The sequence below is a fragment of the Avibacterium sp. 20-129 genome, assembly GCF_026226845.1.
In the GTDB taxonomy this organism is placed as follows: Bacteria; Pseudomonadota; Gammaproteobacteria; order Enterobacterales; family Pasteurellaceae; genus Avibacterium.
Genome location: NZ_JAKKOE010000001.1, coordinates 663,403 through 685,654 on the forward strand (window position 1 = coordinate 663,403; position 22,252 = coordinate 685,654).

At 40.6% G+C, this 22,252-nt stretch carries 21 protein-coding genes; 17 read left to right on the plus strand and 4 right to left on the minus strand.

Translation table 11 applies throughout. The annotated features are described in order from the left end of the window. Window positions 1–89: 89 nt before the first annotated feature. Together pntB and pntA are read right to left on the minus strand one after the other, a co-directional pair. Window positions 90–1,541, minus strand: coding sequence for a Re/Si-specific NAD(P)(+) transhydrogenase subunit beta (gene pntB, locus L5B90_RS03060; RefSeq protein ID WP_250364343.1), 1,452 nt, complete (start codon window positions 1,539–1,541; stop codon window positions 90–92). Between the two features lie 12 nt (window positions 1,542–1,553). Continuing rightward, entirely contained in the window at window positions 1,554–3,083 is a 1,530-nt protein-coding gene (pntA, locus tag L5B90_RS03065; RefSeq protein WP_250364342.1) for a Re/Si-specific NAD(P)(+) transhydrogenase subunit alpha, read from the minus strand. A 285-nt stretch (window positions 3,084–3,368) separates the two neighbouring features. On the opposite strand from pntA, the gene sfsA reads away from it, so the two are divergent. Continuing rightward, the gene (gene sfsA, locus L5B90_RS03070) at window positions 3,369–4,085 is read left to right on the plus strand and encodes a DNA/RNA nuclease SfsA (RefSeq protein ID WP_250364341.1); all 717 of its coding nucleotides are present in this window, start codon (window positions 3,369–3,371) and stop codon (window positions 4,083–4,085) included. Between the two features lie 173 nt (window positions 4,086–4,258). Here the strand turns inward: sfsA and L5B90_RS03075 are convergent, their stop codons facing one another. Continuing rightward, window positions 4,259–4,954, minus strand: coding sequence for a GNAT family N-acetyltransferase (locus tag L5B90_RS03075; RefSeq protein WP_265762114.1), 696 nt, complete (start codon window positions 4,952–4,954; stop codon window positions 4,259–4,261). Window positions 4,955–5,049: 95 nt separating this feature from the next. Between L5B90_RS03075 and L5B90_RS03080 the strand changes: the two genes are divergently transcribed. The 12 genes from L5B90_RS03080 to hflX all read left to right on the plus strand — a co-directional run bounded on the left by L5B90_RS03080 (window position 5,050) and on the right by hflX (window position 16,518). Further along, window positions 5,050–5,415, plus strand: coding sequence for an MmcQ/YjbR family DNA-binding protein (locus L5B90_RS03080; protein ID WP_265762115.1), 366 nt, complete (start codon window positions 5,050–5,052; stop codon window positions 5,413–5,415). A 180-nt stretch (window positions 5,416–5,595) separates the two neighbouring features. After that, entirely contained in the window at window positions 5,596–6,783 is a 1,188-nt protein-coding gene (gene tyrS, locus L5B90_RS03085) for a tyrosine--tRNA ligase (RefSeq protein WP_265762116.1), read from the plus strand. 226 nt (window positions 6,784–7,009) lie between these two features. Continuing rightward, complete coding sequence (locus L5B90_RS03090) at window positions 7,010–7,939, plus strand: aminoimidazole riboside kinase (protein WP_265762117.1); 930 nt, start codon at window positions 7,010–7,012, stop codon at window positions 7,937–7,939. An 11-nt stretch (window positions 7,940–7,950) separates the two neighbouring features. Then, window positions 7,951–9,402, plus strand: a complete 1,452-nt coding sequence (locus L5B90_RS03095; protein ID WP_250364336.1) for a glycoside hydrolase family 32 protein — start codon at window positions 7,951–7,953, stop codon at window positions 9,400–9,402. Between the two features lie 59 nt (window positions 9,403–9,461). Continuing rightward, entirely contained in the window at window positions 9,462–9,710 is a 249-nt protein-coding gene (locus tag L5B90_RS03100) for a type II toxin-antitoxin system HicA family toxin (RefSeq protein ID WP_250364335.1), read from the plus strand. Further along, complete coding sequence (locus L5B90_RS03105; RefSeq protein WP_250364334.1) at window positions 9,707–10,048, plus strand: type II toxin-antitoxin system HicB family antitoxin; 342 nt, start codon at window positions 9,707–9,709, stop codon at window positions 10,046–10,048. Before L5B90_RS03100 ends, L5B90_RS03105 begins: the two co-directional genes overlap by 4 nt. A 95-nt stretch (window positions 10,049–10,143) precedes the next feature. Then, complete coding sequence (gene tsaE, locus L5B90_RS03110; RefSeq protein ID WP_250350594.1) at window positions 10,144–10,638, plus strand: tRNA (adenosine(37)-N6)-threonylcarbamoyltransferase complex ATPase subunit type 1 TsaE; 495 nt, start codon at window positions 10,144–10,146, stop codon at window positions 10,636–10,638. 9 nt (window positions 10,639–10,647) lie between these two features. Next, entirely contained in the window at window positions 10,648–11,910 is a 1,263-nt protein-coding gene (locus L5B90_RS03115) for an N-acetylmuramoyl-L-alanine amidase (protein ID WP_250364549.1), read from the plus strand. 8 nt (window positions 11,911–11,918) lie between these two features. Beyond that, on the plus strand, window positions 11,919–13,826 hold the full coding sequence (gene mutL, locus L5B90_RS03120) for a DNA mismatch repair endonuclease MutL (RefSeq protein WP_250364333.1): 1,908 nt from the start codon (window positions 11,919–11,921) through the stop codon (window positions 13,824–13,826). After that, window positions 13,826–14,752: a tRNA (adenosine(37)-N6)-dimethylallyltransferase MiaA gene (miaA, locus tag L5B90_RS03125; protein WP_250364332.1), complete on the plus strand. Its 927-nt coding sequence runs from the start codon at window positions 13,826–13,828 to the stop codon at window positions 14,750–14,752. The genes mutL and miaA overlap by 1 nt, the downstream gene beginning before the upstream one ends. A 108-nt stretch (window positions 14,753–14,860) precedes the next feature. Next, window positions 14,861–15,154 (plus strand): RNA chaperone Hfq, encoded by a 294-nt coding sequence (gene hfq, locus L5B90_RS03130; RefSeq protein ID WP_250350597.1) that lies wholly within the window; start codon window positions 14,861–14,863, stop codon window positions 15,152–15,154. Between the two features lie 2 nt (window positions 15,155–15,156). Then, window positions 15,157–16,518: a ribosome rescue GTPase HflX gene (hflX, locus tag L5B90_RS03135; protein ID WP_265762118.1), complete on the plus strand. Its 1,362-nt coding sequence runs from the start codon at window positions 15,157–15,159 to the stop codon at window positions 16,516–16,518. A gap of 25 nt (window positions 16,519–16,543) precedes the next feature. On the opposite strand, the gene L5B90_RS03140 is transcribed toward hflX, so the two are convergent. Continuing rightward, complete coding sequence (locus tag L5B90_RS03140; RefSeq protein ID WP_265762119.1) at window positions 16,544–17,488, minus strand: sigma 54-interacting transcriptional regulator; 945 nt, start codon at window positions 17,486–17,488, stop codon at window positions 16,544–16,546. 193 nt (window positions 17,489–17,681) lie between these two features. On the opposite strand from L5B90_RS03140, the gene L5B90_RS03145 reads away from it, so the two are divergent. From L5B90_RS03145 to L5B90_RS03160, 4 genes are all read left to right on the plus strand, one after another. After that, entirely contained in the window at window positions 17,682–18,446 is a 765-nt protein-coding gene (locus L5B90_RS03145) for an ABC transporter ATP-binding protein (RefSeq protein ID WP_265762120.1), read from the plus strand. Window positions 18,447–18,455: 9 nt separating this feature from the next. Continuing rightward, window positions 18,456–19,325: an ABC transporter substrate-binding protein gene (locus L5B90_RS03150; RefSeq protein ID WP_326938235.1), complete on the plus strand. Its 870-nt coding sequence runs from the start codon at window positions 18,456–18,458 to the stop codon at window positions 19,323–19,325. Next, complete coding sequence (fhuB, locus tag L5B90_RS03155) at window positions 19,319–21,232, plus strand: Fe(3+)-hydroxamate ABC transporter permease FhuB (RefSeq protein WP_265762121.1); 1,914 nt, start codon at window positions 19,319–19,321, stop codon at window positions 21,230–21,232. The genes L5B90_RS03150 and fhuB overlap by 7 nt, the downstream gene beginning before the upstream one ends. Window positions 21,233–21,416: 184 nt before the next feature. Further along, complete coding sequence (locus L5B90_RS03160; RefSeq protein ID WP_250350602.1) at window positions 21,417–22,211, plus strand: DUF4198 domain-containing protein; 795 nt, start codon at window positions 21,417–21,419, stop codon at window positions 22,209–22,211. The last annotated feature ends 41 nt before the right edge of the window (window positions 22,212–22,252 follow it).

Genomic DNA, 22,252 nt, shown 5'->3' on the forward strand with positions numbered 1-22,252 from the left:
CTCTACTTCAAACTTAAACATTTCTATAACTGTAAAAAAAACCGCACTTTCTTTCAAAAGTGCGGTGCTTTTTTTCAGCAAAATTTATCTTATAATGCTTTTAATATGTCATCCACGCGCTCTTTTGCATCACCGAAGAGCATTTGTGTGTTTTCTTTGAAGAATAATGGGTTTTGTACGCCGGCGTAGCCTACTGCCATTGAGCGTTTGAATACCACCACATTAGCGGCTTTCCACACTTCTAGCACAGGCATTCCTGCGATTGGGCTGTTTGGATCATCCATTGCCGCAGGGTTTACGGTGTCATTTGCGCCAATAACTAAGACGACATCGGTATCAGCAAAATCATCGTTGATTTCGTCCATTTCTAATACCACGTCATAAGGCACTTTGGCTTCAGCGAGTAACACGTTCATATGACCCGGTAAACGCCCTGCTACTGGGTGAATACCAAAACGTACATTCACACCACGATCACGTAATTTTTGTGTAATTTCAGCCACGGGATACTGAGCTTGTGCCACCGCCATTCCATAGCCCGGTGTAATGATCACAGAGCTTGCATTTTTCAGCATTTCCGCCACTTCTTCCGCGCTTGTTTCACGGTGTTCGCCTTGTTCTTGATCACCACTTGCAACCACATCATTACCAAAACCGCCAGCGATAACGCTGATAAATGAACGGTTCATTGCTTTACACATAATGTAAGAAAGAATCGCCCCTGAAGAGCCTACTAATGCCCCAGTTACGATCAAGAGATCATTATTAAGCATAAAGCCTGCTGCTGCCGCTGCCCAACCTGAATAAGAGTTCAGCATTGATACCACCACAGGCATATCTGCACCACCAATTGATGCCACTAAATGCCAACCAAAGGCAAGAGCAATGATAGTCATTAATAGCACTGGGAAGATATTTTCTGGCGAGCTTAAAAATGCGATCATTAATAACGCCGAAACCACTAACGCCGCTAAATTTAATTTATGGCGATGCGGTAACATTAAGGCTTTAGAATTAATAATACCGCGTAGTTTACCGAATGCGACCACAGACCCTGTGAAAGTTACTGCCCCGATGAAGATGCCTAAGAACACTTCAACATTATGGATAGTTGCTAAAGTCGCTTGTTCCGCATTAAATGCTGCTTTCGCATTTTCTAATGCCGCTTCACTGATAAATGCTGTACCTTCTGGTGCAACAAATTCAGGGGTAACGTGTAAGCCAAAGCTGTTAAAGCCGACCAACACAGCAGCAAGACCAACAAAGCTATGTAAAATAGCTACAAGCTCTGGCATTTCGGTCATTTCCACTTTCAATGCACGTTGGATACCTATCACCGCGCCAATTGCCATTGCAATTAAAATCCAAATTTGTCCTGACGTTTGTGGCCCGAAAATGGTTGCGATAAGGGCAATAGTCATCCCCACGATACCATACCAACAACCTGCTTTAGCAGTTTCGTGTTTAGAAAGCCCTGCTAAGCTCATAATGAAAAGTAATGCCGCTACAATATATGCAGCCTGTACTAAACCTTCTGACATTGCTTTTTCTCCTTAACCTTTTCTAAACATTGCAAGCATACGTTGGGTCACTTTAAAGCCACCAAAGATATTGATACTTGCGACTAAAATTGCAATAAATGCGAGTAGGCTGATAAAGAAACTGCCTTGGGCAATTTGCAATAACGCACCCACAATGATAATGCCTGAAATGGCATTAGTTACTGCCATTAATGGGGTATGTAAGGCGTGGCTCACATTCCAAACCACATAGTATCCCACCACACAAGCAAGTACGAACACGGTGAAATGTGATAAGAATGCCGCAGGCATTACTGAACCTAGCCATAAGAACAGCACGCCAATTGCTCCCATAATACCGTATTTGATACGCGGATCTTGTGGTTTTTGTTCTTTCTTCTCAACCACAACCTCAGTTTTTTGTTGTGGTTGGGCAGAAACTTGAATTGGTGGTGCAGGCCAAGTGATTTCACCATCACGAATGACTGTTACACCACGTAACACAACATCATCAAAATCAATATTGATCGTACCGTCTTTCTCTTTACATAATAACTTCAGCAAATTCACTAAGTTTGTGCCATAAAGCTGAGAAGATTGCGTTGGCAAACGTGCTGGGAAATCCGTATAACCAATGATTTTCACTTGATTATCTGTCACGAAAATTTCACCCGGTTTGGTGTATTCACAGTTTCCTCCCGTTAATGCGGCTAAATCCACAATAACAGAACCCGGTTTCATTGAATCCACCATTTCTTTGGTAATTAAACGTGGTGCAGGTTTACCCGGAATAGCAGCGGTCGTGATGATAATATCCACTTCTTTGGCTTGTGCGGCATAAAGTTCCATCGCTCGGCGATTAAACTCTTCCGACATCACTTTTGCATAACCATCACCTGAGCCACCTTCTTCTTCAAAATCAATTTCTAAGAAGTCTGCACCCATTGATTGCACTTGCTCTTTTACTTCAGGGCGAGAATCAAAAGCACGCACTATCGCACCAAGGCTATTTGCTGTACCAATCGCAGCCAAACCGGCCACACCTGCCCCAATCACTAACACTTTCGCTGGCGGTACTTTACCTGCCGCAGTGATTTGCCCAGTGAAAAAACTACCGAATGCATTTGCCGCTTCCACCACAGCACGATAACCAGAAATATTTGCCATTGATGAAAGTGCGTCTAAAGACTGCGCACGTGAAATACGTGGCACAGCATCCATCGCTAAGACATTAATTTTTTTCGCAGATAATTTTTCCATTAATGCTTCATTTTGCGCAGGCCAAATAAAGCTAATTAAGGTTGCCCCTTCTTTAATTAAGGCAATTTCCTCATCATTAGGAGGGTTTACTTTCATAATTACATCAGCATTCCACACTTCTTGTGTTGTGCCAATTTTTGCGCCAGCTTGCACAAATGCTTGATCTTCAAAACTTGCTTTAAATCCTGCATCGTGTTCAACAATCACCTCAAAACCCAGCTTTAAAATTTGCTGTATTGTTTTTGGCGTTGCTGCTACACGTGTTTCATTATCAAGCCGTTCTCTAGGTACACCAATTAACATAATGTTTCCTTCAAATTGGTTGATGATACAATCTGGAAATCACTTCCCAGCCCATAAATGACAAAAGTCGAATCGTCCTAACTGTATCATTTATTACAAAAGAGGTACAAAAAGATTTTACAAATTTCATTGAAAAAATTTACCTATGAATAAATAGATTAAAAATTATCTAAAAATTTAGCTGATGAAATAATGATAAAAAAATCAATAAAAAGCACCGCACTTTTCTTTTTACCCACAACACAAAATGATACACTGCCGTTTTTAGTTATATAGGAATAAATAATGCAGTTACCCGCTCTTCAATCTGCCACCCTACTCCGCCGTTATAAACGCTTTCTTGCTGATGTCGAACTTGCCAATGGTGAAATACTCACGATTCACTGCGCAAATACGGGGGCGATGACAGGTTGTGGTGAAAAAGGGGATACCATTTGGTATTCAACCTCTGACAGTAAAACCCGAAAATACCCTCATTCTTGGGAACTTACCCAACTTCAAAATGGGCAAATGGTATGTATTAACACACACCGTTCCAATCAACTCACCTTTGAAGCACTGCAAAATAAGCAAATCAAAGAATTAGCGGCATACAGCGAAATTCTGCCTGAAATGAAATATGGTGAAGAAAATAGCCGAATTGATTTCCTGCTTAAAGAGAAAGGCTTACCGGATTGCTATGTGGAAGTAAAATCCGTTACCTTAGTAAAAGGCAATCTGGGAATGTTTCCTGATGCGGTAACCACCAGAGGACAAAAACATTTGCGAGAGCTAATGGCGATGAAAAAACTTGGCCATAGAGCGGTCATTTTTTTCGCTGGATTACACAACGGTTTTGATTGTTTCAAAGTCGCGGAATATATTGATCCTGAATACGCGAAACTACTTCGTCAAGCTATAAAAGAAGGGGTTGAGGTGTATGCCTATGCGGGAGAATTCGAATTTTCTCATCACATTCCTACCGCACTTTCACTTACACATTTAGTGCCTTATATTGAATAAACAATTTATTGAGAATTATTTGCATTTATGTATTGACTTTACATTTGAGAACAATTATCATTTAATCCATTCAAACAATAATAGATAATCACTCCAACATTTTAGTGCCTCTCCCCCCACAGAAAGAGGCACTTTTTTTATCCCACGCCTTAGTCGTAAATCTCCCCCCTATCTTAGCAATCATTTAATGAACGTAATTGCTTTCCTTCATCATCAAAATTATCCGCTGCAAGCCAACGTTCAAATTTCGGTTTCATTCTCTGCCATTCTTCTTTTAGCATTGAAAACCACGCGGTATCACGATTACGCTCTTTATAAACTGCAGCACGTCTAAAAATCCCTTCAAACTGAAAACCAAGGCGTTTTGCCGCATTAAACGAGGCTTGATTTAAACTATCACATTTCCATTCATAACGACGATATTTGAGTTTATCAAACACATATTGCATTGCGAGATATTGTGCTTCCGTTGCCATGCGAGAATGTTTTAACAAGTTAGAATAAATCACCCAGCCCATTTCGATAGTGCGATTTTGTGGGTCAATGCGCATTAAAGAAAATATTCCCACTACCTTTTGGCTCGCCTTATCAATAATCGCTAAATAATAAGGATCAGCACTGTTCGCCCATTCTTGCAGAAGCTGTTGTGCGGCTTGCTCATTAGGTTGTGCGGAAATAGGCAGATAAGTCCATTGGCTTTCTGGGCTATCTGGCCCAATAAACTTATAAATATCCTTAAAATGACGATCGACACAAAGGCGTTGCAAACAACAATATTGCCCTTCTATTAGCTGAATATTTGGCAATTCCCCCCGCGTAAAATCGACAATAGGCTCTCCAATAGGCTGATTGAGATGATTAAGCGGCATTATTTTCTCCCTATAAAATTGCATATATCTTGCATAAAAAATAACATAAAATACAAGTGCGGTCAGATTTTTCACCATTTTTACAAGGACATTTAATGATAACGCCAAGCCAGATTATCCAATACATTGCCAAACATTATCAGGTTAATCCCGCCTATTTGTGGGCAAAATTTCCTGAGTATGCGGTTTTTCGCCACCTAAATAGCGGTAAATGGTTTGCCATTTTAATGAATATCCCCGGCAATAAAATTGGCTTGTCTCATACAGAAACCATTTGGATTATAAATGTTAAAGCCCAGCCTGAAATGATTGGTGCGTTACGTATGATAAAAGGGGTTTATCCCGCCTATCATATGAATAAAGAACATTGGATGAGTCTCCATTTAGCGGAAATTTCCCCTTCATTATTATGGGAATGTATTCAAGACAGTTTTTCTTTAACTCAACAGAAAAAACGATAAACCAGCGCGTTATTCCGTTGAAAAAAACATCATAAAAAATGACCGCACTTTAAATATCGCGAAAATTTGCCATCGTATTCTTTTTTCTTCAAAATTTCTCACCAATATTGCCTTTTCATTTGGCTAATATTATCTATAATAACCCACACATTACAGGATTATTTATTATAGGATACATCAATGACAGATCTCACAACTCAACTGGCTGAGCTGAAACGCGGCACGGATCAAATTTTTTCAGAACAAGATTTAATTGAAAAACTTAAAGAAAATCGTCCTTTACGCGTAAAATTGGGGGCAGATCCTACTGCACCAGATATTCACTTGGGGCATACCGTGGTGCTAAATAAATTACGCCAATTCCAGAACTTTGGCCATCACGTGATGTTTTTAATCGGCGATTTCACCGCCACAGTGGGCGATCCATCAGGTAAAAACGCAACGCGTCCACCGCTTTCTCGTGAAGATGTACTACGCAATGCGGAAACCTATAAAGAACAAATTTTCAAAATTTTAGATCCAGAAAAAACTGAAATTGTGTTCAATTCTGATTGGTTAGGTGAATTAGGTACGGTTGGAATGATCCGTTTAGCCTCAAATTATACGGTAGCTCGAATGTTAGAACGTGATGATTTCAAAAAACGTTTTAGTAATAACCAACCTATTGCCATTCACGAATTTATCTACCCATTATTGCAAGGTTATGACTCGGTCCATTTGAAAGCCGATGTGGAATTAGGCGGGACAGACCAAACCTTTAACTTGCTAATTGGGCGTGAATTGCAAAAATCAGATGGGCAAAAACCACAAGTGGCGATCACACTTCCGTTACTCGTGGGCTTAGACGGTGAGAAAAAAATGTCAAAATCACTCGGCAACTACATTGGAGTAAACGAAGCACCAAATGAAATGTTCGGTAAAGTGATGTCTATTTCCGATGAATTAATGTGGGATTGGTATGATTTGCTTTCTTTCCGCCCATTAAGCGAAATTGCACAATTTAAGCAAGATGTGGCTGACGGACGTAATCCACGTGATATTAAAGTATTACTGGCAAAAGAAATTACCGCGCGTTTCCATTCTGAAGCCGACGCCGACCTCGCAGAACAAGCATTTATTAACCGTTTCCAAAAGGGGGCAATACCTGATGAAATGCCTGAATTTACCTTTGAGGGCGAAATTGGTTTAGCCAATTTATTAAAAGAGGCAGGGCTTGTAAGTTCCACCTCTGAAGCGATGCGTATGGTGCAACAAGGTGGGGTAAAAATTGATGGTGAAAAGGTAGAAAATGCTAAAGCCATTATTTATGCCTCCAGCGCTGTATATCAAGTGGGTAAACGCAAATTTGCACGCATTACGGTAAAATAATAATAGGGCAAGATGTTAGGCGTATGAAAATACGCCTTCTTTTTTATCAATCCGCTAAATGGATTTTGCTATCAGTAAATAGCGATCTTTCATTTTAAAATTGAACACCGACAAATAACATTTCGCCTCATAGCAAAACATTATGCTAGTAATATGTGCTACATATTGGGCAAGGTTATTTATGGATGAAATTAACAAGATTTTATAAGACAAGAAAGGTGAAAAAATGTCAGAAAAAGTTTGGGTATTAGGTGATGCCGTTGTGGATTTAATCCCTGATGGCGAACAACATTATTTACGTTGTGCTGGTGGTGCGCCAGCCAATGTTGCTGTCGGTATCGCCCGTTTAGGCGGTGAAAGTGGTTTTATTGGTAAGGTAGGAAAAGATCCCCTTGGTGAATTTATGCAACAGACCTTGCAACAAGAAAAGGTGGACACCACGTTTATGAACTTAGATCCCACACAACGCACTTCAACAGTTGTGGTTGGTTTAGATCAAGGTGAACGTAGTTTTACCTTTATGGTAAACCCAAGTGCGGATCAATTTTTGCACGTTTCTGAACTTCCCACTTTCACTCAAGGACAATGGCTACACTGCTGTTCCATTGCGTTAATTAACGATCCTTCCCGCACGGCGACCTTCACCGCAATGAAAAATATTCATCAGGCGAAAGGCTATGTCTCTTTCGATCCCAATTTGCGTGAAAGCCTATGGCAAAGCCTTGATGAAATGCGTGAAGTGGTAATGCAAGCAGTCGCTTTAGCTGATGTGCTGAAATTTTCGGAAGAAGAACTCACCTTTCTAACAGAAACAGACAGCCTTGAAAAAGCCTTTGAAAAAATCACCGCACTTTATCCACAAAAGCTGATTATTGTTACGCTAGGCAAAGAAGGCGCACTTTATCATTTCAATGGCAAAAAAGAAATTATTGCAGGTAAAGCCTTACAGCCTGTTGATACTACGGGGGCAGGCGATGCCTTTGTTGGCGGATTACTGGCTGGGCTTTCGCAAAAACCAAATTGGGACACAGATAATGCAACATTAGTAGAAATTTTACGTCAAGCCAATGCTTGTGGTGCTTTAGCAACCACCGCAAAAGGCGCAATGTCTGCCCTTCCAAATCAAGTGCAATTAATCCATTTTTTAAATCAATAAGGAGAATGCTGATGATAATTTTCAACGAAGGAAAATACAAAAGCCTCTATGCTGCCGAACAAGGTGAGTTAGCAAAAATTGCTCAAACGGTCGCACAAGATAAGGATTTTCGCCCAGTTTATCATCTTGCTCCGCCAACAGGATTACTTAATGATCCAAATGGCTTGATTTTTGACGGAGAAAAATATCATCTTTTTTATCAATGGTATCCTTTTGATGCCCTTCACGGAATGAAGCATTGGCAACATTTTACCACACAAGATTTTCAACAATTCACCCAATCCGATCTCCTTATACCTTGTGAATTGTATGAAAGCCACGGCTGTTATTCTGGTGGTGCGCTATTAATTGACGGCAACATTGCCGTGTTCTACACGGGCAATACCAGACGCCCAAATGATAATCAGCGTGTGCCTTACCAAAATCTTGCAATTTTCAGCAAAGCAGGAAAATTGTTGAGTAAACGCCCCCTAATTGACCACGCACCAAAAGGTTATACCGAACACGTACGCGATCCAAAACCATTCCTAACCAAAGAGGGCAAAATCCGCTTTATTTGTGGCGCTCAACGGGAAAATCTGACGGGTACTGCACTGGTATTTGAAATGGATAATTTAGCCGATACCCCACGTTTATTAGGTGAACTTGCCCTGCCTGACTTTGATAATCAAGGCGTATTTATGTGGGAATGCCCTGACTTATCGCAAATTGGCGATCAATCCCTGTTTATCTGGTCGCCCCAAGGCAAAGCCCGTGAAAGCGAGCAATATCAAAATAATTATCACGCCGTCTATGCACTGGGCAATATTAACGATCGCCAATTCCACGCCGAACACATTGCTGAATTGGATCAAGGCTTTGATTTCTATGCACCACAAACCTTTTCTGGCACGCAAACGATGCTGTTCGGCTGGGTTGGATTACCTGATTTAAGCTACCCTACGGATTGCTACAAATGGCATTCAATGCTTTCATTGCCACGCCAATTACGTTTACAAAACGGTAAAATCTATCAGCAACCCATTGAAAATATTTATAAAAATATTACCGCACTTCAATCTACTCACGTTCAAAAAGAGACTGTTATTGCAAATTTAGATCGTGCTTATATCAAATTTGATGCTGAAGCTCAGCCATTCACATTAAACTTTTTTACTAATGCACAAAATCAGCATTTAACCCTAAGTTATGATGGCAAAGTGCTATGTCTAGATCGTCGCCAAACTGAACAAACCGATTCGATGAAATCCTTTGGCGACACGCGTTATTGCCGTATAGAAGGCTTGCATCAAGTGGAAATATTCTTTGATCGCTCGGTGATTGAAATTTTTCTTAATCAAGGTGAAAAAACAATGACTTCACGCTTCTTTATTTGTGCTAGAGAAAACCTAATCCGTACAAATAGACCGCTTGCACTACAAGTGGGCTATCCAAAGAAAATTGACGTAAATTATACAAAATAGAAAATAGATCTGTTTTTTTAGATTTATGTAACTATAATTAGTACCAAAAGAGCAAAACAATGGGAAAATCGAAAAAGCTATTAGAAAAATTAACTAATGCTAAAAATACCTTTATTTGGAGCGACTTGCTTACCTTGTTAGCGCAATTAGGCTATGAAAAACGTGAAATGGCAGGCTCTCGTGTCAGATTTTACCACGCAGAGCTTAATCACTTAATCTTGTTACATAAACCTCACCCAGAAAATTATATCAAAGGTGGGGCGTTAAAATCAGTGAAAGACGGATTAAAAGGAGTAGGATTACTATGACATTACTCAAATATAAAGGCTATGTAGGTACGATAGAAGCAGATTTAGAAAATAATGTGCTATTTGGAAAATTAGCATATATTCGAGATGTGGTTACCTACGAGGCAGAAACATTACCGCAGTTAGAGAAAGAATTTCAAACATCTGTAGATCTATATTTGCAAGACTGCCAAGAACTTGGGCGAACACCAGATAAACCGTTCAAAGGGGTATTTAATGTGAGAGTTAGTGAGGAACTGCATCGCAATGCTGTGCTCGCAGCAGGAGCTCTCAGCCTTAATGCGTTTGTTGCCGAAGCCATTAAAGAAAAAATCGAACGCACTGGGATAACAAATTAATACTATCTCGCATCATTCCCCTACAAAACAAAACAAAAGTGCGGTACAATTCCGCACTTATTTTTATCTAAAATTAACCAATCGCCGAGAAAATAATGGAAGCATTTAATCAATATATTCCTGATGAAATCACGATGTGTCGTTTTGGGGCAAAATTAATGCAAATTGCAAGCAATATCCCGACAGATAACGGCATTATTATTTATTTAAACGGCGATCTTGGGGCAGGCAAAACCACGTTAAGCCGTGGGATGATTCAAGGACTAGGTTATTCAGGCAAGGTAAAAAGCCCCACTTATACGTTAGTTGAGGAATATCATTTAACGGAAAAATCAATTTATCATTTTGATTTATATCGTTTAAGTGATCCCGAAGAATTGGAGTTTATGGGCATTCGTGATTATTTTAATGCGCAAAGTATTTGCTTGATCGAATGGTCGGAAAAAGGGCGAGGTCTATTACCGCCAGCCGATCTCATTATCAATATTGACTATGTTGATGATGCACGTAATGTTGCACTCCTTCCCAACTCCAGAGAAGGTAAACAAATTTTACAATTAATGAAACAAACTATTTCGTCACCCAGTTAAATAAAAATGATGAAAAAATATTATTTATTTCTTACCGCACTTTGTTCCTGTGTATTGCTCACTACACCGGCATTTGCTGCTGCGTGGACTATTGCTATCGATCCCGGCCACGGTGGAAAAGATCCGGGAGCAATCAGCCGTACACAGAAAATCTATGAGAAAAATGTTACGCTTTCTATTGCCAGAGAGCTAAAAGCCTTATTGGATAAAGATCCCAATTTCCGTGCGGTTCTCACTCGCAAAGGCGACTATTATATTTCTGTTCCTGAACGTTCTGAAATTGCACGTAAATACAAAGCAAACTATTTGGTTTCTATTCACGCAGATTCCTCCGTTTCACCAGATTTACGCGGTGCTTCCGTGTGGGTGCTGTCTAATCGTCGTGCAAACAGTGAAATGGGGCAATGGTTGGAAGATCACGAAAAGCGTTCCGAGCTATTAGGTGGCGCAGGCTCAGTGCTTGCTTCACATAAAGAGAAATATTTAGATCAAACGGTGCTTGATTTACAATTTGGTCATAGCCAACGTGTGGGCTATGAATTGGGTTCGATTGTGTTACGCCGTTTTGCTCAAATCACGACGTTAAGCCGTAGCACGCCACAACACGCGAGCCTTGGGGTATTGCGTTCGCCAGATATTCCTTCGATCTTAGTGGAAACGGGGTTTTTGTCTAACCCTGATGAAGAAAAAAAGCTTAATTCTCTTGCATATCGCAAAAAATTAGCCCGTGTTATTTATGATAGTCTGGTTGATTTTCGTCGCCGTAATGTCAAAACCGAAATCAATGTGGCTAAAACACCTAGTACAGAAAGTGCGGTCAAAAATACGCGTGAAACCACTAGCGACTTACCAAAAGATAGCGGTATTCGCCATAAAGTGAAAAATGGTGAAAGTCTTGGGGGATTAGCAAACAAATATAATGTCAAAATGAATGACATTATTGCATTAAATCAGCTTAAACGCCGTGAGCTTTGGATTGGTGAAACCATTAAAATCCCTGATAATGGTAAAAATAGCAAAACAGAAAACAGCAAGTCGAACAGTACAAATACAGATAGCAGAAAAACAGATAAAACGGCGAATAAAAATACAAAAACTGAGAATAAAGGAAAAGATAAAACAACACCGAAATTCCATACAGTGAAAAAAGACCAAACCCTGTATGCGATTTCTCGTGAGTATAATATTCCTGTGCCTACCTTATTGAAATTGAACCCAAAACTCAAAGATGGGAAAGTAAAAACAGGACAAAAAATTCAGCTAAGGAATTAGGAAAAACAATGCCAATAAAAATTCTGCCACCTCAGCTTGCTAATCAAATCGCCGCTGGTGAAGTTGTTGAACGTCCCGCCTCAGTCGTCAAAGAACTGGTAGAAAACAGCCTTGATGCTGGCGCAACGAAAATTCAGGTAGATATTGAAAATGGCGGTGCCAATTTAATTCGTATTCGAGACGATGGTATCGGTATCGCAAAAGATGAACTCGCCTTAGCCCTTGCTCGTCACGCCACGAGCAAAATCGCCAGTCTTGAGGATTTAGAGGCCATTTTAAGTTTAGGCTTCCGCGGTGAGGCGTTAGCAAGTATTAGTTCCGTTTCTCGCCTGACCCTGACTTCTCGTACCGAACAACAAAAAGAAGCGTGGCAGGTTTATGCGCAAGGGCGAGATATGGAAACCACCATCAAACCAGCTTCACACCCAGTGGGAACAACGGTTGAAGTGGCTAATTTATTTTTTAATACGCCAGCAAGACGCAAATTTTTACGCACTGATAAAACTGAATTTGCTCATATTGATGAAGTGATCCGTCGTATCGCCTTAGCAAAACCACATATTGCCTTTACGCTTACCCATAATGGGAAAACAGTGCGTCAATACAAAAGTGCGGGGGATTTTTCGCAAAAATTAAAACGAATTGCAGCGATTTGTGGGGAAGAATTTGTTCAACACGCCTTACATATTGATTGGAAACACGATGATCTCCATCTTTCAGGCTGGGTTGCCGATCCTTTCTTTAAGCATACCCAAAATGATTTAAACTATTGTTATGTAAATGGCAGAATGGTACGCGATAAAGTGATCACTCACGCCATACGCCAAGCCTATGCTGAACATTTAGAGAGCAATGAATATCCTGCTTATATTCTTTTTATTGATATTAATCCCAATGATGTAGATGTTAATGTTCACCCAACAAAGCACGAAGTACGCTTCCAGCAAGCTCGCCTTGTTCACGATTTTATCTACCAAGGCATACAAAATGCCCTGCTTACAAGCCTAGAACTCGGCGGAAAAATGCTTAATGCTGAACATAAACTAACGCAACAACCGCTCTCGTCTGAACTCAGCGAACAAGCCACATCACAAGTGCAAGAACCTGACGGGGTATGGCAGCCTAATGTTGGAAAACTTAATCGTAGTGCAGCAGGAAGAAATATTTTTCAACCAACGGACTATTCTGTTTCCCCCTCGCTAAATAAAGAAAAAGCGACAAATCATCCCGCTATTCCACCAGCAGGTTATAGCAAGCCAAAAAGCGAAATCACTAAAACAGAAAGTCAGGCTTATGGCGAATTACTTCGCCCAGCCTCACCGACACAGGGAGAAAACCCAGTTTTAATCGTTCAAGCGACGCAAGAAAGTTCACTGCCAACTAGCCGAATGTTACGCGCATTAGCCTTAGTACAAAATCAAGCGCTACTTTTACAGCAAGAGCAGGAATTTTATTTATTACCAATCAAAAAATTACAACAAATGCAAACGATGTTGTCTTTGCAGGAAAAAGATATTGCCCAGCAAGCATTATTAATTCCTATACTCTTCCGTTTAGATGAAAAACAGCAATCGGCTTGGGAAAAACAACACACCTTTTTCGCTCAAATCGGTTTTCACTTTAATGAAAATCTTACTCAACATCGAATTAGCCTGATTAAGGTGCCTGCCTGCTTACGCCAGCATAATTTACAGCAATGTGTAGGGAACTTACTCAATCAACAAAACGAAAATATGCACCAATTTTTGACCGCACTTTGTCAACAGCTTGATTATAAAACGATAGACGTATTTGGAGATGCGGTAAATTTACTCAATGAAACCGAACAATTATTACATCGACAGCCAAATCAATCGCTTTCTCAGCTATTTATTCCTATTGATTGGCAAATCTATTTAGGGAAGGAAAATAGCTAATGCACACAAAGCCACGAGCCATTTTCTTAATGGGACCAACTGCTTCAGGAAAAACAGACTTAGCGATCAAATTACGCCAACATTTCCCAGTTGAAGTCATCAGCGTCGATTCTGCCTTAATTTATCGGGGAATGGATATTGGCACTGCAAAACCGAATGCGGCTGAACTTGCTCTTGCTCCGCATCGTTTAATTGATATAAAAGATCCCAGTGAAAGCTATTCGGCGGCAAATTTTCGCCACGATGCCTTACTGGAAATGGAAAACATCAGTAAACAGGGTAAAATCCCCTTGTTAGTCGGTGGCACAATGCTCTATTACAAAGCCTTGCTGGAAGGGCTTTCACCATTACCTTCGGCAGATGAACGTTTACGCCAAGAAATTGAGCAAAAAGCAGTGCAAATCGGTTGGAATGGCTTACATCAAGAGTTAGCAAAAATCGATCCTATTTCTGCGCAACGTATTAACCCGAATGACAGCCAACGGATCAACCGTGCGTTAGAAGTGTTTTATCTCACGGGAAAATCGCTCACTGAACTGACTGAGCAAAAAGGTGAGGCACTGCCTTATGACATCACACAATTTGCCATCGCCCCACAAGAACGCCAAGTATTACACCAACGTATTGAACTGCGTTTTCATAAAATGATTGAACAAGGTTTTCAACAAGAAGTCGAAAAACTTTATCAACGTGGTGATTTACACACTGATTTACCTTCTATTCGCTGTGTTGGCTACCGCCAAATGTGGGATTATTTGCAGGGTGATTATGATCATCAAGAAATGGTATTTCGTGGAATCTGTGCAACTCGCCAGCTGGCTAAGCGCCAGCTTACTTGGTTACGTGGCTGGAAATCACCGATAACTTGGTTAGACAGTCTCAGCCCTGACAAATCCTTTATGCAAATCGCGCAAACGTTAAAATAATTAAGGCATAGTGATGACATCTGTCAAGATTATTGCTATATTGGCTCACGGAGACGATTTTTGTTCCCCATAAAAAACCCTATAACTAATATAAGAAGGAAAATAACAATGGCAAAAGGACAATCATTACAAGATCCTTACTTAAACGCATTACGTCGCGAACGTATTCCTGTATCCATTTATTTAGTCAATGGCATTAAATTACAAGGACAAATTGAGTCTTTCGATCAATTCGTCATTTTATTAAAAAACACTGTAAATCAAATGGTTTACAAACACGCAATTTCAACTGTTGTGCCTGCTCGTGCAGTTTCTCATCATAATAATCAAGCTCACCAGCAACAACATAACGCAACGCAAGAAATGGCGACAGAAACCTCAGCAGAATCACAGACTGAATAATTTTGGATCATTTAGCTTTTCCAAGTGCGGTGAAAAATTCAGATGAAATTTCTACCGCACTTTTTTCATCATCACAAAACCACTCGCAACAGGCTATTTCGCAAGATCGAGGCATTATTGTACAAGCCTTTTTTTCTGCCGATAAAAATCTTGATGACTTAACTGAATTCCAGTTGCTTGCTGAATCTGCGCAAGTAGATATTGCCACCATTATCACCACAAGCCGTGCCACGCCACAAGCAAAGTATTTCATTGGACAAGGCAAAGCAGAAGAAATTGCCCAAGCAGTAAAAGATCACAACGCCAATGTGATTTTAATCAATCATTGTTTGACACCCGCACAAACGCGTAATTTAGAAAGCCTATGTGAATGTCGTGTCGTAGATCGCACAGGGTTAATTTTAGATATTTTCGCCCAGCGCGCACGCTCTCACGAAGGGAAATTACAAGTCGAATTAGCCCAATTAAAACATCTTGCCACTCGTTTAATTCGGCGCAAAACAGGCTTGGATCAACAAAAAGGCGCGGTAGGCTTACGAGGGCCGGGAGAAACCCAATTAGAAAGCGATCGACGATTGATTAAAGTTCGTATTGCACAATTGCAACATCGCTTAAATAAAGTGGAAAAGCAACGTCATCAAAATCGTCAGACAAGAAAGAAAGCAGATATTGCCACGATTTCATTGGTTGGCTATACCAATGCGGGTAAATCCACCTTGTTTAATTTGCTCACCAAGGCAGAGGTTTATGCGGCGGATCAACTTTTTGCTACCCTTGATCCAACCCTACGCCGTTTAAACATTCCAGATATTGGCAGCACAATTTTAGCAGACACGGTAGGCTTTATTCGTGATCTGCCACACGATTTGGTTTCCGCGTTCAAATCCACCTTACAAGAAACCAGCGAGGCAAGCCTGTTATTACACGTTGTGGATTGCGCTGATGTACGAAAACGAGAAAATATCAATGCGGTGAATGAGGTTTTGCAACAAATCCAAGCCAATCAAGTCCCGACATTACTGGTTTATAACAAAATTGATCAAGTGGAAAACCTTGTTCCACATATTGAATATGATGATCAAAATCGTCCAGTGGGCGTGTATATTTCTGCCCATTTACAACAAGGTATTCCCTTATTATTTGGAGCCATTCGACAAAAATTAAGCAAAAGGATTGTGCAATTACAACTTTGTTTGCCACCACAAGCAGGCAAAATCCGTCATTGGCTATATGAAATGGATTGTATTCGTGAAGAAAAAATCAGTGAACAAGGGGAATTTTTACTCAAAGTAAATATTGAGCAAAGCGAATGGCAAAAATTATTAAAAAAACAACCGCACTTAGCAAACTACCAAGATGAATAAAAGTTGCTTTTGCGGTATTTCCCCCTTATTTTCCTATGCCATATTGTTTTAATTTATTGGCGATGGCAGTATGCGAAACGCCTAATCTTGAAGCCAGTTTTCTGGTGCTAGGATATTCCTCATAAAATTTCTGCAACACCATTGCCTCAAAATTATTCATAATTTCATCAAGGGTTTGATTAGCAAATTGCTCAATACTTGGTAATGCAATTTCCTGTTCCACTAAGTGCAAATCCGCAATAGCAAGCTGATTATTCTCAGCCAAAGAACAAGCTCGATATAACGCATTGTGCAATTCTCGTACATTCCCCGCCCAAGTATAATGGGCAAGATAATTTAAAAATGCGCCATCAAAATGGGGGACGGAAATCCCTAGCTGTTGGCTAATTTGTTGGACAAATAATGTGGTAAGTTGTGGAATATCTTCTTTGCGTTCACGTAGCGCTGGAATATTAAGACTTAATACATTTAGGCGATGAAATAAATCTTCACGCATTTTGCCTTTTTCTACATAATGACTGAGGGGAACTTGTGAGGTACAAATCACACGAACATTAGCATAATGCTCTTTTTCCTCGCCCACACGGCGAAAAGTACCATCATTTAAAAAACGTAATAATTTTGCTTGTAAACTAAGTGGCAACTCTGCCACGCTATCTAATAATACACTACCCCCATTCGCATATTCAAAAAAGCCTTGATTTACCGTTTCCCCATAAGCTCGCCCGAACATTTCACTTTCTGCATCTTCACTCGGTAAACCGGCACAATTGACCGCAATAAACTTATTTTCTCTTCTTTGACTAGAAAAATGGCAAGCTTTAGCGATGAGATCTTTCCCCGTACCGGTTTCACCTTGAATAAGCAAAGGCGCATCAAGCAGAGCAAATTTTTTGGCTTTTTCCACCACCTCTTGCATTTTGCGACTTTGTGTAACCACTTGTGAAAAAAGATTTTTTTCTGCTGACATTACTGGCTTTCCATCCCATTTTTCTGATAAAACTGGCAAACATTGTAAACTTTTCCGTAAAAATGGAAAGAAAAATTTACAATCTTAATCGTCTTTTAAGGTAGCTGTTTATTTTTAAGAATAGACCTATTGAAATGATAACGGTTATCAATTAAAATCTCTCCCCTTTATTTATTCGCTCATAGGAAATATCGTGTTTGAATTAAACGCAGTGTCGTTCGCCTTGCCTGAAAAAGTGTTGTTGCACCCTATATCACTGCAATTTAACACGGGAAAAATCTATGGCATTATTGGACCAAACGGATCGGGAAAATCAACCTTAATCAAACTTCTCGCTCGCCAACAAATGCCGACAAGTGGGCAGCTCAAATTTAATCAACGTGTCATTCAGCAATGGAAACATAGAGCCTTTGCGCGCGAAGTTGCCTATCTGCCACAATATTTGCCACAGGCAAATAACCTAACCACCAGAGGGCTGCTACAAATGGGGCGTTATGCGTGGAATGGACTATTAGGGCGTAACCTCAAACAAGACGAACAAGCCATTCAAAATGCGCTTGAATGGACAAATATGCAAAACTACGCCGATCAATTTGTCGATACCCTTTCAGGGGGAGAACGTTCTCGTGTATGGCTTGCAATGTTACTGGCTCAACAAAGCCGTTTTTTATTATTAGATGAACCGTTAGCAGCATTGGATATTGCACATCAAGTGGAAGTGATGCAACTCATTCAAAAACTGGTGAAAAACTTAAATCTAGGGGTGATTATTGTGATCCACGACATTAATCTTGCCGCACGTTTTTGTGATGAGCTAATCGCCTTGCAGTCGGGCAAATTATTAATGCAAGGCTCCCCACAAAACATAATGACACCACAAGCCTTAGCACAGATTTATCATATTCATTTACAAGTGCAAGCTCATCCCATTGATCACATTCCTGTTGCATTTTTTTAAGGGGAAATAGTGAAAATACTGGCTTATTTCTTACACATTTTTCTACTTATTTTTACAACACCTGTGCTTGCTAGTGCGAAAGTAGCAACCTTAGACTGGACCATTGCCGAAACCCTATTAGGACTAGGTGTTTCCCCGACTGCGGTTGGTGATAAACAAAGTTACCAAAATTGGGTGAATGAACCCAGCTTGCCTGCTACAACGATTGATTTAGGAACAAGATTGCAACCGAATAAAGAATTGCTTGCACAACTTGATATTAATGCCTTTCCTAATAGCGATATGTATCTTGCGACGGCACAGGCTAATTTACCTTATTTACGCAATATCAATAACATCCCCTTAGTCAATTTCTATAAAACAGGAGATTTTTGGCAAAACCAACTACAAGCAACACGCCAACTTGCACAAGTAATCAATGTTGATCCCACCGCCCTGATTACGCAAACATTAACTACGTTTGCAAGCCAGAAAGCCGCACTTCAAGAAGTGCGAGATCGTCCTTTATTAATCGTACAATTTATTGATGGTCGTCATCTGCGGGTGTATGGCAAACAAAGCCTACCGGGTGTCGTTCTAACACAACTCGGTCTCCAAAATGCGTGGCAAGGGCAGGTAAACTTATGGGGATTTAGCCTAATTAGCCTCAATCAACTGGCTCAATTTGCGCAAGCTAAACTGGTGATCATCAAGCCTTATCCCCAAAATGTTCCGAAAGAGTTAGCGAATAATAGCCTATGGCAAACGCTTCCTTTAGCGAAAGATCCACTCATTCTTCCTGCCATTTGGACATTCGGTGCATTACCATCTGCACAGCGTTTAGCCATTGCATTAAGCCAAGGGTTACGCCAACCACAAGGGGAACAAGCAAAATGGTAACACGCCGTTTAATGCCAAGCCTTGCTGTCATCGTAGTGATTTTATTTATTCTCGTGCTTTTTCAACAACTCGGGCAAAGCGACACAAGTCAGCTACTCGTCTTTAATTTTACCTTGCCAAGAGTGTTAATGGCGGTTTTATCTGGAGTGAGTTTAGGGATTGCTTCGTTGCTCTTACAACAAATAATGAATAATTCACTTGCTTCAGACAGCACACTTGCCGTCAGTGCGGGGGCGCAATTTAGCCTTTTTGTGGTAACACTATTTTTCCCTAGTCTATTACAATGGGGTTCAACCCCCATTGCCTTTATCGGCGCATTATTTGCACTCAGCTTAGTCTTACTCCTCGCTTGGCGAAAAATGGTTTCCCCTTTGTTGATTGTCCTTGCTGGACTTGTCGTGAACTTTTATCTCGGCGCATTTTCCTCTTTACTCATTCTTTTTTATCCTGAGGAAAGTCGTGGTTTACTCCTGTGGGGAAGTGGCTCATTAGTTCAAGAAAGCTGGTATGATAGCCTCACTCTATTGCCATTACTGGCGCCAGCTATTTTGGCTGTCATCTTACTTAGCCCCGCTTTACAAGCATTACAACTCGAAGAAAGCAATGCACAAAGTTTAGGCGTGAATGTAAAAAAAATTCGCATTATTGGCATTTTACTCGCGGCTTATTTGGTCGCCATCGTGGTCAGCCGTGTTGGTATGCTTGCCTTTATTGGCTTAGCCGCAACTACGCTTGCTCGCCAATTCCCAGATTACCGCATTAAAACCTTATTATGGCGAAGTGCCTATTTTGCCAGCAGTTTATTACTTATCGCCGATCTCAGCCTGCAATTACTCGAAAAATGGCAAACGATGACCTTACCAACAGGATCAATTACCGCCCTGCTCGGCACACCGTTATTATTATGGCTCGTCTTTAAACATCGCCAACAATATGGACGCGTACAAGAAAATGCCATAACGTGGAAAAATACGCCGCAAAAAAGCACCGCACTTTATTTACCTTTACTTTTACTGGCTGCACTATCCTGTTCCTTATGGCTAGCGCAAGGAATAGATGGCTGGCAAATCTATTTGGACAATAACCTGTTTACCTTGCGTTTTCCTCGCATTGCCTATGCATTTTGTACGGGAATAATGCTTGCCGTAGCTGGAACCCTATTACAACGACTAAGCCACAACCCAATGGCAAGCCCTGAATTGCTTGGCATTACCTCTGGGGTAAGCTTTGGTGTATTGCTTGCCATTTTTATCACCGGCACCACCTTACTCAGCCAATATGCACTATGGGGAGGATTGGGAGCGTGTTTTATTGTCTGGCTGATTTGGATAATCAATCGCCGTAATGGTTTACAGCCCGATCAAGTATTACTCACAGGAATAAGCATTTCAGCCTTATTTGAAGCGGTACAACGAATACTGGTTGCAAGCGGCGATCCACGAGCTTGGCAATTATTAAATTGGGGATCGGGTTCAACCTATTACGCAACAAATGATGTGGCGATCCCAATGCTGTTTATCGCGATTATCCTCTTTTTATTCAGCTTTATTTTCGTCCGTTGGCTAGATTTATTTGCACTAAATAGCGTCATTGCCCAATCTCTTGGGGTAAATATACTCAAGGCGCGCGGTATTTTATTTGCTTTTGCGATTTTACTCACGCTATTTGCTACCTTGCTCATTGGTGCATTAAGTTTTATCGGCTTGCTTGCGCCCCATTTAGCCTATCACCTAGGCTTTCGTCATAGTAAAAACCAACTCCTCGCCGCAGGATTATTAGGCGGAACCATTATGGTTATTGCCGATTGGCTAGGACGCCAGCTGCTATTTCCCTATGAAATTCCAGCAGGCTTGATTGCTACCTTACTCGGTGGCAGCTATTTTTTATGGCTAATGAGAAAAATATAACGAATTTTACGGAAAATTCATAAGATGTTGTTACGGAGTTTTCCTCCCTTAAGTAAGTACATTACTTAAGTAATCCCTCGCCAAGTGCGAATTTGGAGGAATTTTATACCGCACTAAAAATAAGCCGTTATAAAGTGCGGTCAAAAAATTCCAATTTTTTGATAATAAAGATAGGAGAAATCCAATGAAAAAACTCACACAACTTACCTTAATTTGCGGACTTGCTTTGCCTTTTGCCAGCCAAGCACACGATTTATGGGCTTATGCCCAACAAGCCGAAGCGGGCAAAGATTTGCTTGCAGTGCTTGGCTATGGCGATCACTTTCCTGAAGGAGAAAAAATTGCCGAGGGACGTTTAAATATCTTAAATCCGTTGGTGTTACACCGTGCGGACGGCACAAGCACAACCCTAACCCAAAAGGGCGAAAATTACCATTATGTTACCACCAGCCCATTGGCGAAAGCAGAATACAAAATTTCAGGTAGCTACAAACCAACCTTCTGGTCAAAAAATGACAATGGTTGGAAACGTGAAAACCTCAGTCAAATGAAAGATGCCAATTACTGTGAAGAATCCAGTATGTTTTCATCTACCTATGTGAATACAGGGGTTGAAGTTAGCGACTTTGCCATCAAACCTGTTGGGTTAGATTTAGAAATTGTTCCCTTAGTTGATCCAACCACCTTAAGTCCGATGGAAGTTTTCCCTGTACAGGTGCTATATAAAGGGCAACCAGCCAAAGGCATTACGGTGATTGGAACGACAAACGAATTTACCAAACTTGATGAAAAAGCGGTTTATGATCACCGTGAACCACAAGCATTTTCAGGTAAAACGGATTCACAAGGAAAAGTGAATTTTATTCCAGCCCTAAAAGGCACTTGGAAAATCAAGGCAATTTATGAAATGGATTACCCAGATCAAAAAATCTGCCAAAAACGTAAATTGTATAGCACTTATACATTTAGTATTAAATAATAAACGATCAGGCTAGCTCATCTTGCTAGCCTTTTACTCGG

Excerpts from the sequence above, each read along its gene's own strand:
- hfq (WP_250350597.1), top strand. The coding sequence starts at position 14,861 with ATGGCAAAAGGACAATCATTACAAGATCCTTACTTAAACGCATTACGT.
- tyrS (WP_265762116.1), top strand. The coding sequence starts at position 5,596 with ATGACAGATCTCACAACTCAACTGGCTGAGCTGAAACGCGGCACGGAT.
- fhuB (WP_265762121.1), top strand. The coding sequence starts at position 19,319 with ATGGTAACACGCCGTTTAATGCCAAGCCTTGCTGTCATCGTAGTGATT.
- miaA (WP_250364332.1), top strand. The coding sequence starts at position 13,826 with ATGCACACAAAGCCACGAGCCATTTTCTTAATGGGACCAACTGCTTCA.
- L5B90_RS03140 (WP_265762119.1), bottom strand. The coding sequence starts at position 17,488 with ATGTCAGCAGAAAAAAATCTTTTTTCACAAGTGGTTACACAAAGTCGC.
- L5B90_RS03115 (WP_250364549.1), top strand. The coding sequence starts at position 10,648 with ATGAAAAAATATTATTTATTTCTTACCGCACTTTGTTCCTGTGTATTG.
- L5B90_RS03100 (WP_250364335.1), top strand. The coding sequence starts at position 9,462 with ATGGGAAAATCGAAAAAGCTATTAGAAAAATTAACTAATGCTAAAAAT.
- L5B90_RS03105 (WP_250364334.1), top strand. The coding sequence starts at position 9,707 with ATGACATTACTCAAATATAAAGGCTATGTAGGTACGATAGAAGCAGAT.
- L5B90_RS03095 (WP_250364336.1), top strand. The coding sequence starts at position 7,951 with ATGATAATTTTCAACGAAGGAAAATACAAAAGCCTCTATGCTGCCGAA.
- L5B90_RS03160 (WP_250350602.1), top strand. The coding sequence starts at position 21,417 with ATGAAAAAACTCACACAACTTACCTTAATTTGCGGACTTGCTTTGCCT.
- mutL (WP_250364333.1), top strand. The coding sequence starts at position 11,919 with ATGCCAATAAAAATTCTGCCACCTCAGCTTGCTAATCAAATCGCCGCT.
- L5B90_RS03080 (WP_265762115.1), top strand. The coding sequence starts at position 5,050 with ATGATAACGCCAAGCCAGATTATCCAATACATTGCCAAACATTATCAG.
- L5B90_RS03075 (WP_265762114.1), bottom strand. The coding sequence starts at position 4,954 with ATGCCGCTTAATCATCTCAATCAGCCTATTGGAGAGCCTATTGTCGAT.
- pntB (WP_250364343.1), bottom strand. The coding sequence starts at position 1,541 with ATGTCAGAAGGTTTAGTACAGGCTGCATATATTGTAGCGGCATTACTT.
- L5B90_RS03090 (WP_265762117.1), top strand. The coding sequence starts at position 7,010 with ATGTCAGAAAAAGTTTGGGTATTAGGTGATGCCGTTGTGGATTTAATC.
- sfsA (WP_250364341.1), top strand. The coding sequence starts at position 3,369 with ATGCAGTTACCCGCTCTTCAATCTGCCACCCTACTCCGCCGTTATAAA.
- tsaE (WP_250350594.1), top strand. The coding sequence starts at position 10,144 with ATGGAAGCATTTAATCAATATATTCCTGATGAAATCACGATGTGTCGT.
- pntA (WP_250364342.1), bottom strand. The coding sequence starts at position 3,083 with ATGTTAATTGGTGTACCTAGAGAACGGCTTGATAATGAAACACGTGTA.